15 protein-coding genes are annotated in these 15,202 nt (G+C 46.3%); 10 read left to right on the top strand and 5 right to left on the bottom strand.

Annotation, left to right across the window (positions count from 1 at the left end; genetic code table 11):
• Positions 1-32: 32 nt before the first annotated feature.
• Positions 33-1,415 carry an aldehyde dehydrogenase gene (locus MHH76_RS19995; RefSeq protein WP_039073062.1) on the bottom strand — a complete coding sequence of 461 codons (1,383 nt, stop codon included), beginning with the start codon at positions 1,413-1,415 and terminating at the stop codon, positions 33-35.
• 271 nt (positions 1,416-1,686) lie between these two features.
• On the opposite strand from MHH76_RS19995, the gene MHH76_RS19990 reads away from it, so the two are divergent.
• From MHH76_RS19990 to MHH76_RS19955, 8 genes are all read left to right on the top strand, one after another.
• Positions 1,687-1,995 carry a YwdI family protein gene (locus MHH76_RS19990; protein ID WP_023857026.1) on the top strand — a complete coding sequence of 103 codons (309 nt, stop codon included), beginning with the start codon at positions 1,687-1,689 and terminating at the stop codon, positions 1,993-1,995.
• 38 nt (positions 1,996-2,033) lie between these two features.
• Positions 2,034-3,335, top strand: coding sequence for a purine/pyrimidine permease (locus MHH76_RS19985; RefSeq protein WP_023857027.1), 1,302 nt, complete (start codon positions 2,034-2,036; stop codon positions 3,333-3,335).
• 67 nt (positions 3,336-3,402) lie between these two features.
• A complete protein-coding gene (locus MHH76_RS19980; protein ID WP_025810614.1) occupies positions 3,403-3,774 on the top strand; it encodes a DUF423 domain-containing protein in 372 nt (123 codons plus the stop codon).
• Positions 3,775-3,930: 156 nt separating this feature from the next.
• Positions 3,931-4,569, top strand: a complete 639-nt coding sequence (locus tag MHH76_RS19975) for a response regulator transcription factor (protein WP_023857029.1) — start codon at positions 3,931-3,933, stop codon at positions 4,567-4,569.
• Between the two features lie 14 nt (positions 4,570-4,583).
• Complete coding sequence (locus MHH76_RS19970) at positions 4,584-5,690, top strand: histidine kinase (RefSeq protein ID WP_035337917.1); 1,107 nt, start codon at positions 4,584-4,586, stop codon at positions 5,688-5,690.
• Between the two features lie 103 nt (positions 5,691-5,793).
• Positions 5,794-6,729: an ABC transporter ATP-binding protein gene (locus MHH76_RS19965; protein WP_023857031.1), complete on the top strand. Its 936-nt coding sequence runs from the start codon at positions 5,794-5,796 to the stop codon at positions 6,727-6,729.
• Positions 6,730-6,744: 15 nt separating this feature from the next.
• Complete coding sequence (locus MHH76_RS19960) at positions 6,745-7,869, top strand: ABC transporter permease (protein WP_023857032.1); 1,125 nt, start codon at positions 6,745-6,747, stop codon at positions 7,867-7,869.
• A gap of 1 nt (position 7,870) precedes the next feature.
• Positions 7,871-9,016, top strand: coding sequence for an ABC transporter permease (locus tag MHH76_RS19955; protein WP_020453328.1), 1,146 nt, complete (start codon positions 7,871-7,873; stop codon positions 9,014-9,016).
• Positions 9,017-9,057: 41 nt separating this feature from the next.
• Here MHH76_RS19955 and gerQ read toward each other — a convergent pair whose 3' ends face one another.
• On the bottom strand, positions 9,058-9,594 hold the full coding sequence (gene gerQ / locus MHH76_RS19950; protein ID WP_020453327.1) for a spore coat protein GerQ: 537 nt from the start codon (positions 9,592-9,594) through the stop codon (positions 9,058-9,060).
• A gap of 227 nt (positions 9,595-9,821) precedes the next feature.
• Entirely contained in the window at positions 9,822-11,168 is a 1,347-nt protein-coding gene (locus MHH76_RS19945) for a TrkH family potassium uptake protein (protein WP_020453326.1), read from the bottom strand.
• A gap of 422 nt (positions 11,169-11,590) precedes the next feature.
• Between MHH76_RS19945 and bslA the strand changes: the two genes are divergently transcribed.
• Complete coding sequence (bslA, locus tag MHH76_RS19940; RefSeq protein WP_023857033.1) at positions 11,591-12,130, top strand: biofilm surface layer hydrophobin BslA; 540 nt, start codon at positions 11,591-11,593, stop codon at positions 12,128-12,130.
• 46 nt (positions 12,131-12,176) lie between these two features.
• Here the strand turns inward: bslA and hemQ are convergent, their stop codons facing one another.
• Positions 12,177-12,941, bottom strand: a complete 765-nt coding sequence (hemQ, locus tag MHH76_RS19935; RefSeq protein ID WP_020453323.1) for a hydrogen peroxide-dependent heme synthase — start codon at positions 12,939-12,941, stop codon at positions 12,177-12,179.
• 289 nt (positions 12,942-13,230) lie between these two features.
• Here hemQ and pta point away from each other — a divergent pair, with 289 nt between their 5' ends.
• The gene (gene pta / locus MHH76_RS19930; RefSeq protein WP_020453322.1) at positions 13,231-14,202 is read left to right on the top strand and encodes a phosphate acetyltransferase; all 972 of its coding nucleotides are present in this window, start codon (positions 13,231-13,233) and stop codon (positions 14,200-14,202) included.
• A 42-nt stretch (positions 14,203-14,244) separates the two neighbouring features.
• On the opposite strand, the gene MHH76_RS19925 is transcribed toward pta, so the two are convergent.
• Positions 14,245-15,195 carry an amidohydrolase family protein gene (locus tag MHH76_RS19925; RefSeq protein ID WP_020453321.1) on the bottom strand — a complete coding sequence of 317 codons (951 nt, stop codon included), beginning with the start codon at positions 15,193-15,195 and terminating at the stop codon, positions 14,245-14,247.
• Positions 15,196-15,202: the final 7 nt, after the last annotated feature.

Below are 15,202 nucleotides of genomic sequence, written 5' to 3'. Positions count from 1 at the left end.
AATAAGCGGTTCTTCGTTTGTCTGGCTCCTATCTACCTGAGAAGTTTTTTGATGATTCGCAGCCCGTTTTTTGATGAAGGGTAACGGAATGAAATGTCAAACAGGTTTGTCTGTTTTAAAACGCTTTTCTCGTGGGAAAACGTCTTAAAGCTGTGATACCCATGGTAACTTCCGATTCCGCTTTCGCCTACGCCGCCGAAGGGGAGGTAAGGTGTGGCTGTGTGCATCAGCGTGTCATTGATGCATCCCCCGCCAAATGAAATCCGGCTGAGGATGTGCTTCTGTACCGGTTTTTCATTCGTAAACAAATAGAGCGCGAGCGGTTTAGGGCGGCTTTGAACCATTTGGATAACGTCTTCGATTGTTTCATAGCCGATGACAGGAAGGAGCGGCCCGAAAATCTCTTCCTGCATGATCGGCGATTCCCAGTCGGGTTCATCGATAATGGCCGGAGCAATTTTAAGTGCGTCTTTTTGATACGTTCCGCCTGTTACGATATTCTCGTTGTGTAAAAAGCGGAGTAACCGTTCGAAATGACGTTCGCTTATGATTTTTCCGTACGCCGGATGGCTTTCCGGCGCTTTTCCGTAAAATGTTTGGATCGATTGCTTCAGAGCGTGCAACAGCCCGCTTTTCACATCTTTGTGTACGAGCAGATAATCAGGCGCAATGCACGTCTGTCCTGCGTTTGTCAGCTTTCCGAAAACAATCCTTTGAGCTGCAAGCTTAAGATCAGCATCCTTGTGCACGATGCAGGGGCTTTTTCCGCCAAGCTCAAGTGTGACTGGAATGAGCTGTTTTGCTGCGGCTTCCATGACGACTTTGCCCACGGGAACACTGCCTGTAAAAAAGATATAGTCAAATTTTTGCCGCAAAAGCTCTTGATTCGTCTCCACCCCGCCCTCAATAACGGACACATATTCGGGCGGAAAGATTTCCTTAATCATCTTGGATATGACGCTGGATACGGCGGGAGCAAGCTCTGACGGTTTGATGACGCCCGTATTCCCCGCAGCAAGTGCGCCGATCAGAGGCGAAACGGCAAGCTGAAACGGATAGTTCCATGGCGCGATGATCAGGACCGTGCCATAAGGCTCCGCAATGACGATGCTTTTTGAACCGATGTGCGAGACGGCCGTTTTGGCCTTTTTCGGCTTGGCCCATTTTTTTAATCGTCTGCTGATGAAGCGGATTTCTTCCAGTACAATGCCGATTTCCGTCATATAGGCTTCGTGCTCTGATTTATTAAGGTCTTTCTGAAGGGCTTCAAGTATGTCCCGTTCATATTTTTTTACAGCATTCTTAAGAATGTTGAGCTGTTCCAGACGATTTTCAACAGCGAGTGTTGCCCCGCTTAAAAAATATCGCTTTTGCTCGGTAACGGTCGTTTCGATGGAGGGTGTACGTTCTGCCATTCCCTGATTCCTTTCGCTTTTAGAAATTCGAGTGAAGTTTTTTTTCATTATGTGTGACAGCCTTTTCAGCTGTCAACTTTTAGCCGTAATAAAATCGGCGTTTTCCACCTGCGTTTGCCTGCAGATATCTTTTTTAAAAGTGCAAAAGGTGATATTTCACAGCAGGAGAGGTAATTTTTCGCAATGGATATTTGCAAAGTGCATTCGGCACGGGAGAAGTTAATTTGGTAAAATGAAATGGAAACTGAAAACGGTTTGGAGGATCGATTTGATGAACATACATATATCAAGTTTGCTGCAGAAGATGGAGGACGAATTGAAAAAAGCAAAGGAATGCAGCCAGGAAAATGAATTGAAAATGCACATCGCGGTTATCCGCTCCCTTTGCGACGTCATTGTTGAACCGCAGCAGCGGCCGTCCGTCCAGTCTTCACCCTATGTTCAAACGGCCAATAAACCATCGAGCGACCAGCTGATGCTAGAAAAAATGATGGGGAGCGCCGGTGCTGAACAGTACAAAAAACAAGAGAAACAAAAGCACGAAGATGACGGCAACGGAGATTCTATTTTTGATTTCTAGGCGCCGTCGGCTGTTTTAAAAAAGAGAGGTTGATCAACTTGAAACTGCTTTTTGGGGCTTTACAATGGACGGCATTTATTATTGCGGCCGCAATCGTGGTGCCCATTGCAATCGGGCAGTCATTCGGGCTGAACCAGGCAGAGACCGCTGGGCTGGTTCAAAGCACTTTTTTCGTGCTCGGCACAACGGCTTTTATCCAATGTTTATTGGGACACCGCCTGCCGATTAATGAGAGTCCGGCCGGCCTCTGGTGGGGCGTGTACACGATTTATTCCGGTCTTACAGGGACCGTATTTGCGACTCATATTGAAACGCTTCAGGGGCTGCAGGGAGCGATGCTGCTAAGCGCGGTTTTCTTCTTTATTTTTAGTTTATTTAAAGTTATTGATAAGCTGGCTGTGATGTTTACTCCTGTTGTGACGGGCATTTATTTACTGCTGCTGGTCATCCAGCTTAGCGATCCGATCGTTAAAGGTGTCATGGGGATCGGCTACCGGAAAAACGAGGTCGATATACCCGTGTTTTTGCTGGCGGTTGTGGTCATGCTGGCTACGTTTCTGATGAGCCGGTCAAACATTCCGGTTCTCAAGCAATATTCAATTTTAATTGCGCTTTTCGGCGGCTGGGTCTTATTTGCCGTATTCGGCGTGGCGAAGGCGCCTGAGCATGCGAACCAGCTGTTCCGCCTTCCGGATATTTTTCCGTTCGGAATGCCGCTGTTTGACAGCGGATTAGTCGTTACTTCGCTATTTATTACAGTATTGTTAATCGTCAATATGCTCGCCAGCATACGGGTGGTTGAAGGAGCGGTCAGACAGTTTGAGAAGCTGGAGGAGAGGAGGCGGGCACGTCCTGCCGGATTTATCGCCTCCGTCAGCCATTTGCTGAGCGGATTGCTCGGAGCTGTAGGCACGGTGCCGATATCCGGGGCGGCCGGGTTTATTCAAACGACGAGAATGTCTTCGAAAAAACCGTTTTTGCTCGGGAGTTTGATCGTGATCGTCATCAGCTTTTTCCCGCTGGTCATGAATACTTTTGCCAGCCTGCCGTCTCCGGTCGGCTTTGCGGTGAACTTCGTCGTGTTTTCAACGATGGTCGGCCTGGCATTTGCCGAATTCGATTCTTATGAAAAGGACGAGGCAGGCCGCATCCGTTTTGTTACCGGGATTGCGCTCCTTGCCGGCGTGGGGGTCATGTTTGTACCTGAAAGTGCTTTGGAAGGAATGCATCCTGTTTTTGTTTCCATTTTAAGCAATGGGCTTGTCCTTGGAACAATTGTAGCGATTGCTGCGGAACAGATGCAGCTACGGAAAAAGAAATTTGACAATATCGTGTCATGAGATGTGTAAACGTTGAAATTAAAGGCGTGTGCGCTATGATGATAAAAGAAAGGCGGGCGATTTGATCGTGAAATTATTTTTAATTTTAGGTGCTGTCAATGCGATGCTTGCGGTTGCTTTAGGGGCGTTCGGAGCTCATGGTCTTGAGGGGAAAATTCCCGAGAAATATTTGCAAATCTGGCAGACCGGCGTCCAGTATCATATGTATCATGCGCTCGGTTTAATTGCCGTCGCGCTCATCGCGTCAAAGCTTACAGATGCGGGAAGCGTAACTGCGGCAGGTTGGCTGATGTTTGCCGGAATCGTTTTATTTTCAGGAAGTTTATATGTCCTCAGCCTTACGCAAATCAGCGTCCTCGGTGCGATTACTCCGCTGGGCGGCGTGGCGTTTATTGCCGCATGGATCATGGTTGTTGTATCAGCTGTTAAATACTTGTAGCTTACTAAAAAGCCAATCTCCTGAAAGGATTGGCTTTTTTTTATTTTAACAGGGGCTGATTCATGGTAATTTAATGTTATGAACAGGGCGAAAGACCCGGCTTTTGCATTTTGACAGAAGGGATGTGCATGGCGGAGGACCGGTCTCCGTTCAAAGATGAAAATTAAAGTGATCATTGCGGATGACAATTCATTCATAAGAGAGGGTATGAAAATCATACTGAGCACTTATGATGAATTTGAAGTGCTGGCGACGGTGGAGGATGGCTTGCAAGCGGTCGAATTTTGCCGCGGCCAAGCTGTGGATATTGCACTGCTTGATGTCCGCATGCCCAACATGGATGGAGTGGAAGCTGCGCGGCTCATTTCAGAAACGGGCGCCAAGCCTTTTATTTTAACAACGTTTGATGATGACGAATACATCGTCGCTGCCATACGGAACGGAGCAAAAGGATATTTGCTGAAAAATGCCGATCCTGAGCGAATTAGAGACGCAATTAAAAGCGTGTACAACGGCCATACTGTCATGCAGGATATCATCCTCGACAAGATTAAATCCAATTTGGCGGAGCATAAAGAAGCGGAATCCAAAATAGACGAAAGCCTGTTTACCGAACGCGAGCTCGGAATTATGGCCCTGATTGCCAGAGGGCTGTCCAATAAAGAAATATCGAAAGAACTGTTTATTTCTGAAGGTACGATTGCCAATTATATTTCCTCGATTTTGGGGAAAACAGGGCTTGAACACCGGACGCAAATCGCAATTTATTATTTAACTGGAAAAGTTAACTTTTAATCTGGGGGATCACCATGGAATTGCGGATTATGACCGGCAAACTGATTTTGCTGGGATTTATCATCTATCAATGCGTTTCTTCGGAAATTGACAATCTGCCGTGGCTTGTGTTCAGCATTCTTGTTTACGCCTGTATCAACCTCGGGATTGCAATTTTACCTGAAGGAAAAATAAAAAAGCTTTTTATTGTTATGTCTGTCATCATTTCAATTTTTTCTTATGCAGAGGTGCACCCCCTATTTATTTTATTTCTTCCTTTTAGCCTGTATGAAGGAGCAGCTGATTTCGGGCTGCCGAAGTGGATGGTACTTGCCGCTTCAATCGTTCCGGTTTTGTTTATCAATGAAAGCATCTCAGCGGTCTACGCGTTGACAGCCGCTTTTCAATTTTTGCTGTACTGGGCGGCAAGCCAAGATGCAGCGCGGATTGAAAAGCTTGAACATCATATCGATCAAACGAGAAGAGACCTGGAGAAGGTAACAAACATGCTGCGGGAAAACAAAGAGTTCATCAGACAATCCGAATATACGTATAAGCTTGAGGAGCGGAACCGGCTTTCCCAGGAAATACACGATAAAATCGGCCATTCCATGACAGGAGCGCTGATTCAGCTCGAAGCGGCGAAGCGCGTCCTTGACATAGACAAGGAAAAAGCTTCCGAGCTCCTGCAAAACGCGATTAACATCTCCAAGGACGGGATCGAAAATATCAGATTGACGTTAAAAAGCGTCAAGCCGCCCTCAGAACAGATGGGTATCCATAGATTGAAGCTGTTTATCGATGAATGTTCGGCGCGGTATCATATGAATATTTCATTTTTGCATAAAGGCGATTTGGATGTTATTTCTCAAATTCAGTGGAAGATTATGTTTGAAAATATCACCGAAGCACTGACAAACTCGGTGAAATATGCAGAAGCGACACATGTATCCATCTATATTCATGTGCTGAATACACTCATTAAAGCCGAAGTGAAAGACAATGGAAAAGGGCGGCAGAAAATCAAGAAAGGGATGGGGATCATCGGGATGGAGGAACGGGCCGCTTCTGTTAACGGAAAGGTGATTGTTGACGGTTCGAACGGCTTCTCTGTCACCACCTTGCTGCCCAAGCATGAATGATTTCATGAATTGAATATGAATTTTCTCATGTGAAAAAGATGAAATGCTGCACTGCCGCACCATTCATCTTTTTTTTATAATGAAATCAAAATGAGGTGAGAACATGAATGTATTGGAAATCCATCATCTAACAAAAAAATTTGGCGACTTCGTTGCCGTCGACAATATATCACTCTCGATCGAAGAGGGCGAAATATTTGGATTGCTCGGCGCAAACGGGGCCGGAAAGAGCACGACCATTCACATGATATCGAGTTTGCTGAGATGCAATGAAGGCGAGATTTTGATTCTCGGAAAAAACATTGCGAAACACCGCAAATTCGCCAAGATGAATATCGGCATTGTCCCGCAGGATCTGGCCATTTACGAGGATTTAACAGCATATGAAAATGTGAAGTTTTTCGCCGGACTCTATGGTCTCCGCGGGGCCCAATTGCGCAATCGGGTGGAAGAAGCATTGCAGTTCGTCGGTTTAAGCGATAAGCATAAAAGCTTCCCGAAAAATTTTTCAGGCGGAATGAAAAGAAGGCTCAATATCGCCTGCGCGATCGCCCACAGGCCAAAGTTGATCATCATGGATGAACCAACGGTGGGGATTGATCCGCATTCGAGAAATTATATTTTGGAATCCGTCAAAAAGTTAAATGCGATGGGCTGCACGATTATTTACACCAGCCATTATATGGAAGAAGTTGAAGAGATCTGTACGCGGATCGCCATCGTGGATCATGGAAAAATTATCGCCGAAGGAACGAAGGAGCAGCTGAAATCGATCATTACCAACACGAAAGATATTCAGGTCGTTCTTAAATCGGCGGAAAATGTCGATATCGGCGAACTGAAAACGATCAGCGGCGTGGAGGCGGCTGCTCTTGAAGACAATACGATCAAAATCAACTCGGATGCAGGTGTCAATAATTTAAACCAGATTATTGAGAAGCTGATGAAAAACGGGGCCGAGATTCGTTCATTGGAAGAAAAAGCGCCTAATTTGGAAACCGTGTTCCTGACCTTGACCGGAAGACAGTTGCGCGATTAGAAAGGGGGCCATGGTTTGAATACACTCATCATTGCGAAAAAAGAAATTGTATCGGCTTTTCGGGACAAGCGGACATTCCTTTTTATGCTGGCATTTCCGATTGTACTGATTATGATTTTAGGCACCGCGCTGACGAACGCTTTCGATCAGCAAACAGCAGCGGTCGGCGAGGTTCATGTTCTGTATAAAGACAAGGCTGACGGAGCGTTTTCGGAAGGTTTTAAAACATTCGCAAAAGAAGCGAAAACATCCGGCGTTCATTTTAAAAAAATATTGTCTGATACGGATGGAAAACAAGAAATCAAACAAGGGAACTACGATGCTTACCTTGAGATCGAAAACAGCGGCATCAAGCTTTACCAAATGGATAAAAACAGTATGAAAAACAGCATTATTCAAGGAATGCTGACCGCGTTTGCAAACCGGTACAATGCCGCACAAGAGATCATCAAAGCCGCTCCTGAGCAAGCGGGTGCCGTGCTCGGGGACACACCTGGCGACCATTATATCAAGGAGACGTCTCTCAGCTCAGACAGAAAGCCCAACTCCATGGATTATTACGCGGTTACCATGACCACTCTGATCGCGCTTTACAGTGCACTAAGCGCCAGTTATTTAATAAGGGGAGAGCGGCTTGGAAAAACAGCCGACCGGCTGATCGCGGCGCCGGTTCATAAAGGCGAGATTTTTGCCGGCAAGCTGATTGGCAATCTTGTGACAAACGGATTATGTATTTTTGCCGTCGTCATATTCAGCAAATACGTATTTAAAGCGTACTGGGGAGATCATCTCGCCCTTGTGGCGGCCGTGCTGTTCAGCATCGTATTGTTTGCCGTATGCCTCGGCCTTGGCGTCAGTTATTTGACGAGAACGGGGGAAGCGGCAGTGGCGATCATTAACGTGTTGATTCCGCTGGTTGCATTTTTCGGAGGCGCTTATTTTCCTGTCGAGGGTGCGGAAGGTGTTTTAGCTTTGATCAAAGACCTGTCTCCGCTCACATGGACGAACGAAGCTATTATGAACATTATATTTGCGGACGATCTAGCGGCGGGGCTGCCCGTAATCTTGCTGAACATCGGTTTATCCCTGTTATTTCTGCTGATTGCCGTTGTCTCATTGCAGAGAAGGGAGGGGCTGTAAGATGAAAGAAATGCTATGGCTTGTCAAAAACACACTGAATGTCACCTTCAAAAAGAAAATCAATATCTTTCTGTTCGTATGTCTGCCCTTGCTAGGCATATTCGTATCGCTTTTAACAGAGGGAAGCATGGACAAGACAGATTTGCGCGTCGGAATTATCAATCATGACGGCGGACGAATCGCCGAAGATACTAAGGATTTTTTGAAGGGGATCGAGAATGTCAACATCAGCGCGGTCAGTGAAGCAGAAGGGAAAAGTCAAATTGCGTCAGGGGAGCTTGATTGCGTCATTACGTTTGAACAAGGCTTTTCTCAAAGCGTGCAGAGCGGAGAACCGGCTCATATCGCCATTGCATCTGTCAAAGGCGCTGAAATCACCGGGTTTGTGAAATCGTATGTTTATCATTACATTGATAATATCGCCGCAATCGGCAAATCGGCGCAGGGGAATGAAAAGCGTTTTGAGGAAATGTATAAAAATTACCGGAGTTCTGAAACGGGTGTCAAAACATATACGGTTGAAGACACGGCGAAAAATAGAAACATGACGGAGCGGACGGTCGGTTTTCTTCTGATGGCGATGCTTTTTTCAGCGGGAAGCTTGACCGAACTGTTAGTGAAGGAAAAAGAGAACAGAACGTATTTCAGGCTTTTGACCACACCGATAACGGCAAGACAGTACGTTATGTCCAATGTGGCCGTCAGTATGTCTGTCATCGCATGCCAAATCTTTTTAACATTGATAATGGTGAAATATGTGTTCCGGATGGAGACTGGCATCTCATTTTGGGAGATGGCAGCGGTGCTGTTGATTTTTGCGCTAAGCGCGGTCGGCCTGGCGCTGATCACCGTCGTCTTTGCAAATAGCTCTAAGTCATCCGGGGTATTGCGAAATTTAATATTTATGCCGACGATCATGCTGTCCGGATGTTTTTGGCCGATTGAAATCATGCCGTCTTTCGCACAGCGTATCGCGGACTTTCTTCCGCAGCGGTGGGTGCTGGATACGCTGGCAAAATTGCAGGAGGGACAGCAGCTTCAAGGTCTGTATTTGAATATCATGATCCTGTTTGCTTTCGCTGCTGTCTTTTTCCTCATCGTTATTTACAAATTCAAACGTAATAATGATGTGAGAAACTTTGCTTAATATCTATAAAAAAAGGGTTCGGTTTTAATGAAACCGAACCTTTATCTTGGGGTATATGAGGCCATTGAATACGGATAATCATAAGTGATCGGCTCATCAAACGTAATATAGTCAAGATACACCATCAGCAGCAAATAGCGTGTGCCTGTTTTTCTGTCGCTTAAAATAATGTGGTCGCGGCCGGCTGCTTCAATTTCTCCCCGAAAGACTTTCGCATTCCATTCCGGATTGTTTTCAAATGTCATATATACGGTTGCCACTTTTCCGCGATTGAGCCGCAAAATATTTTCAATGTAGGATTGCTCAAGCGGCAGCATGCCGGGGATACTCGGTGAAGTCTGCTGTGCTGAAGGCATCGGAGGGACCTGGACTCCTGCCGGCTGCGGCTGGAACAGCTGTGGGCCGGGCTGCTGATACGATTGCTGCCCCCCCGTTTGGGTGAAAGGCTGCTGTCCATGCTGCTGGTACATTTGCCCCATCTGCCCCATCTGCGGATAAGGGTTGGGCCCCATTTGCTGCCGGAAATCCGGCATTTCAAGCTCCTGAAGCGGCTGAATCTGATTTTTTTTAAATTTCATCTCGTTCCTCCTCATTTCATTGTGTCAAAGTCATGCCTACCGTCCATACATGAGGAATGATAAAGTGCTGCTATGAAGACGATCCGGCTGTAAAAGACTCAAGATGATAGATCAATATTTCCCATCCCTTTTACAGTATGAACGGGCGGGATGGAATATGACGACACATCATGTTGGAAAGAGAAAAACAAAAAGACCGCTCGTGAAAAGAGCGGTCTTTCTGCATATTAACCTGTGATCACTTCATCTTCAGGATGGCGGATCGGCGCCTTCTTCGGCTTGGCCAGCGTAAACGCCATAGTGAGAGGCCCGACGCGGCCGATAAACATCATCATCATGATAACCGCTTTGCCTGCGGTCGTTAAATCAGGTGTCAGTCCCATCGACAGGCCGACCGTTCCAAAAGCGGAAAATACTTCAAAGACGATTTCCAAAAATGGAGCATTCTCTGTGATCGTCAATATAAATAATGCGAAAAGCACGAATAAAAAACTGATCACAATGATGGCCAAAGCTCTTAAAATGGTTTTCATTTTAATCGCCCTTTTGAACACAACCGTCTCGCTTTTTCCCCTTAAAAAGGTGATCGTCGCCAAGATCATCACGATAAACGTTGTCAGTTTAATTCCACTTCCTGTTGACGCGCTTCCGGCTCCGATAAACATCAAAACGATGGTTAACAGGAGGGACGGCGTTGTCATCTGGGCGATATCAAGCGTATTGAATCCGGCAGTTCTCGGTGTCACACCCTGGAAGTAAGCGCCCCACATTTTGTCGGCTAAAGGCAGTCCGCCGAGCGTACCTGGATTCGAGTATTCCAAAATAAAAATCAGCAAGGCGGCTGTCGTATTGATGATCAATGTTCCAACGATCATGAGCTTGGAATGCAGCGATAATGTCCGGAAGTTTCGCTTTGTCCATAAATCCAGCAGAACGGTAAAGCCGATACCCCCTGTAATGAAAAGGCCTGTGATGACAATGTTGACAATCGGGTCGCCCACATATTGAGACAAGTTGTCCGGCCACAGGGAGAACCCCGCATTGTTAAAGGCTGAAATCGTGTTAAACAAACTATGAAACAAGCCTTTTTGCAAACCGTATTCAGGAACCCATCTGATCGAAAGGATCAAAAATGCGACAAATTCTATGACAATGGTGAAAATAAACAAATGCTTGACCAGGCGGACAAGTCCGCCTAAAGAAGTCTGGTTAAATGCTTCTTGAACGAGAATCCGCTGCTGCAGGCCGATTTTTTTGCCGATCATCATGATGACGAGAACGGCAAACGTCATTAAGCCGAGTCCGCCGATTTGAATCAGGCACATAATAACTGTTTGTCCGAAAACCGTAAAATCTGCCCCTGTATCGACAACAACAAGCCCAGTTACCGTAGTTGCAGAGGTGGCCGTGAATAAAGCATCCACCCATGAGATGTAAGTAGTGGATGCGCCGGGCAGCTTCAATAAACAGGCGCCGATGGCAATGATAATCAAGAAACTGAGCGCCAGCGTCTGCGGCGGACTAATATTGATGATCTTACCTTTTACAAGATTTGAAGAAACCAATTTAGGCATTTTTTCGTTCCTTTCTTCATCCATTCAGTCAAAACATGAATGGAGAAAAAGCAAGGTGATTTCAAATTTAAACGCAGATGGTCATGTTTCAATAATGTCAATAATGTACAGCCAGATACACCGTTTGTCAACAAAAATCAGGAGAATGAAGAGAAGGAATGCGGACGGGTCTTTTGTCCTTTACTAAAGAACAGCGAAGAAAATCAAGAGGAGCAACGCCTGGTTAAATTCTATTATTTTGCATTTCTTTTAAAAATATGACATGGAAAACATTTACTACCTGTTGAAAAAATGGTAGTTTTTAATAGAAATCACCAAAGTGCCGGCGCTTTGGGAAGAAGGCGTTGCTTGATGTTGCCTTTCTTGTACGCTTTCGTCATGACGAATGATGAAAAAAATGATGACTAGGGGGAATTGCTGTGTTGAAAAGAATGTATCGTTCTAAATTGTCAATCTTGGCGGTTAGTCTCGTGATGATGGTTTCGATTTTTCTGCCTTCGTTCCAGGCTAGCGCTCAAACAACCAAAACTGAATCTGTCTACCGCCCGGCTGCGAACGCTTCCTTGTATGCGACTATAACAGGTGCCAGCAAACAGGAGTGGTCGTTCTCGGATATTGAGCTGACGTATCGTCCGAATTCAATCCTGGCGCTGGGAACGGTTGAATTTACATTGCCGTCGGGATTTTCCGCAACAACGAAAGATACCGTGAACGGAAGAGCGTTGACTACAGGGCAAATTTTGAATAACGGAAAAACGGTAAGGCTGCCGCTTACAATTGATCTGTTGGGTATTGCGGAGTTTAAGCTTGTGCTGGCAAACAAAACGCTGCCTGCCGCAGGAAAGTATACATTCCGGGCGGAGAACAGAGTGCTGGGGCTCGGATCGACTTTCTATGCCGAATCTTCAATCGAGGTGCAAAAAAGGGCGACTCCGCCTACACAGCCGTGTAACTGCAAGTAATAGGCAAAAAAGCTCCAAAGACCGAGGTCTTTGGAGCTTTTTATCATTACACATGCAAAAATGCAGGCAGCTGTTCATTTGCGAGGCGGTTGCCGACAAAGAATGAACCGAATTCACCGTACCGGGCGCTTACTTCATCGAAGCGCATTTCATAGACGAGCTTTTTGAACTGGAGCACATCATCTGAAAAGAGCGTGACACCCCACTCATAATCGTCAAATCCGATTGAGCCGGTAATAATCTGTTTCACTTTGCCCGCATAGCCGCGGCCGATCATCCCGTGGCTGCGCATCAAGCTTCTTCTCTCTTCCATAGACAGCATGTACCAGTTGTCATCGCCCGATCTTCTTTTATCCATCGGATAGAAGCAGACATATTTGGCGTTCGGGAGCTCAGGGTACAGGCGCGCACGCACTTGCGGATTTTCGTAAGGGTCTCCCTCGCCGCTTCCCATATAGTTGCTCAGCTCGACAACGGATACGTATGAATAAGCAGGTATCGTGTATTCAGCGAGTTTGGATTTATTGAACTCAAGTTCAATTTGATTTAATTCCTCCATCGTAGGACGCAAAATCATCAGCATGAAGTCCGCTTTTTGGCCGACGATGCTGTATAGCGTGTGGCTTCCGTTTCCTTCTTTTTGAGCAGCTCCCCATTTTTCGAGAAGACCTGTAAATTCGCTGATAATGATCTGGCGCTCATCGCTTGAAAGCATTTTCCATGCGGACCAGTCCATTGTCCGGAAATCGTGAAGGGCATACCAGCCGTCAAGCGTTTGGGCGGCTTCGTTCGTTTTTTGCTGTTCGCTCATTTTGCAATCACTCCCAATTTGTATGTACTTGCCTTCATCATATCATAGTTTGCCGCGTTTTATCCGTTTAGAAGATTTGAACAAAAGGTGACGATCTGTCGTATAACTGGGAAAGGCTGTTATATACTAATAGAAGTGTTTAAACCCTGCCGCACTTAAATTAATTTAAAAAAAGCGTTTAAAAAGTGAAAGCATTATAATAAAATACAGAAGGATTGAATTTATATCACAAAAGAGTATGCTTAATAGAGAAATGAAGTATTTGTGACACTTTCAAGGAGGGTATATAGTGGCAGATCTATTTACAACAGTGCAGGAAAAAGTAGCAGGAAAAGGAGTTAAAATCGTATTTCCGGAAGGTATGGACGAGCGCATTCTCAAAGCTGTCAACGATTTGGCCGGAAACAACGTATTAAAGCCGATCCTTGTGGGAAACGAGCAGGAAATCAAAGATAAAGCGAACGGGTTGAATTTGACGCTGGATGGCGTTGACATATACGATCCTCATACATACGAAGGAATGGAAGACCTTGTTCAGGCTTTCGTTGAACGCCGCAAAGGAAAAGCGACGGAAGAACAGGCCCGCCAAATCCTTTTAGATGAGAACTATTTTGGAACGATGCTTGTTTATAAAGGGCTTGCCGACGGTCTTGTCAGCGGTGCGGCTCATTCAACAGCGGATACGGTTCGCCCTGCGCTGCAAATTATTAAAACAAAAGAAGGCGTGAAGAAAACTTCCGGCGTGTTTATCATGGCGCGCGGCGATGAGCAGTATGTATTTGCAGACTGTGCGATCAATATTGCGCCTGACAGTCAGGACCTTGCGGAAATTGCAATCGAAAGTGCGAACACAGCGAAAATGTTCAACATTGACCCTCGTGTCGCCATGCTCAGCTTTTCAACAAAAGGCTCTGCAAAATCAGACGAAACTGAAAAGGTAGCCAATGCGGTTGCGATCGCCAAAGAAAAAGCGCCTGAGCTTACACTGGACGGCGAATTCCAATTTGATGCGGCATTCGTTCCATCTGTCGCCGAGAAAAAAGCGCCGGACTCCGTCATTAAAGGTGATGCAAACGTATTTGTTTTCCCAAGCCTTGAAGCGGGGAACATCGGCTATAAAATCGCTCAGCGCCTCGGCAACTTCGAAGCGGTCGGTCCGATTCTGCAAGGGCTGAACATGCCTGTAAACGACCTCTCCAGAGGATGCAACGCTGAAGACGTTTATAATCTTGCGCTGATTACGGCAGTTCAAGCGCTGTAATTTGTTTTTGAAAAAGGTGAACCTGAAGAGGTTCGCCTTTTTTTATGCTTCAATCGCTACATTCAGCAGAGATTCCGCCCCTTTCCGACCGGGATCGAGAGGCGGCCACTGACAAAGGTCAAAAGGAAAATCGGAACCCGGAACAAGGCGGTCTTCTCCGATGAGCTTCTTTAAATATGCCGCGCTTTCTTTCTCCCACAGCACGCTGTCAAACCAAAACTTCCGCAAATATTCGCGCGGCGGCGCCGAAAGCGATGAAGAAACGCCGGCCCATTTGTCATATCCTTTGTCCAGTCTTCCGATCTGATAGGGCAAAAAGCCGCCGCCGTGCGCCAGCAGAATTTTCACATTGCGAAAACGGTCTGTAAACCCGCTTAACAAAAGATCAGCGGCGCAAATTGTCGTTTCCCACGGAACGCCGATCAAATTTGGCAGCATCCTGCGGCGAAGCCGCGGATCTTCAGAAAGGAGCGGATGGATAAAGATAATCGCTTTTCTTCTGTCAGCCGTTTCCCAAAACGGTGTAAATGCTTCGTCTGAGAGAAGCATTTGCGAAGCGCCGGGGCCGATAATTGCTCCTTTAAGGCCGTTGTTCATCGCTTCATTCAGGCGCTCGCTCGCCTTTAAAGGGCTGTTCAGCGGGACGGTGCCGAGGCCTGAAAGGCGGCCGTCGTGTTTTTTAACCCATCCGGCAAGCGCTTTGTTGTATACAAAGGACAATTCGTCTGTGATTTCTTCGGCGAGATCGTAAAGGAAAAGCTGGGGAACCGGCGATACCAATGAGTGTGAGACGCCGGCTTCCTGCTGGGCTTCCAAATATAAAGCTTCCTGGTAGAACAGCTCTTTTAATTCAAAGCCCCATTTGTGATTGACCGTCAAAAACTCCGCTTGGCGGCCATCCTTTTTTTTGCGGACGGCGTGGACCTTCTTTTCATTGTCGTCCAGCCAAAGCAGCACATCGTGCGGTATAAAGTGCGTGTGAAGATCATACAAAGCCGAT

It is taken from the genome of Bacillus sp. FSL L8-0193 (assembly GCF_037976065.1).
GTDB lineage: Bacteria > Bacillota > Bacilli > Bacillales > Bacillaceae > Bacillus > Bacillus paralicheniformis.
Note: the sequence above shows the minus strand (reverse complement) of the source record. Positions and strands in the feature narration are given on the sequence as shown.

Bases quoted from the DNA above. Each gene is read 5' to 3' on its own strand.
- MHH76_RS19995 (WP_039073062.1), bottom strand. From the start codon at position 1,415: ATGGCAGAACGTACACCCTCCATCGAAACGACCGTTACCGAGCAAAAG.
- MHH76_RS19990 (WP_023857026.1), top strand. From the start codon at position 1,687: ATGAACATACATATATCAAGTTTGCTGCAGAAGATGGAGGACGAATTG.
- MHH76_RS19975 (WP_023857029.1), top strand. From the start codon at position 3,931: ATGAAAATTAAAGTGATCATTGCGGATGACAATTCATTCATAAGAGAG.
- MHH76_RS19970 (WP_035337917.1), top strand. From the start codon at position 4,584: ATGGAATTGCGGATTATGACCGGCAAACTGATTTTGCTGGGATTTATC.
- MHH76_RS19965 (WP_023857031.1), top strand. From the start codon at position 5,794: ATGAATGTATTGGAAATCCATCATCTAACAAAAAAATTTGGCGACTTC.
- MHH76_RS19955 (WP_020453328.1), top strand. From the start codon at position 7,871: ATGAAAGAAATGCTATGGCTTGTCAAAAACACACTGAATGTCACCTTC.
- gerQ (WP_020453327.1), bottom strand. From the start codon at position 9,594: ATGAAATTTAAAAAAAATCAGATTCAGCCGCTTCAGGAGCTTGAAATG.
- MHH76_RS19945 (WP_020453326.1), bottom strand. From the start codon at position 11,168: ATGCCTAAATTGGTTTCTTCAAATCTTGTAAAAGGTAAGATCATCAAT.
- hemQ (WP_020453323.1), bottom strand. From the start codon at position 12,941: ATGAGCGAACAGCAAAAAACGAACGAAGCCGCCCAAACGCTTGACGGC.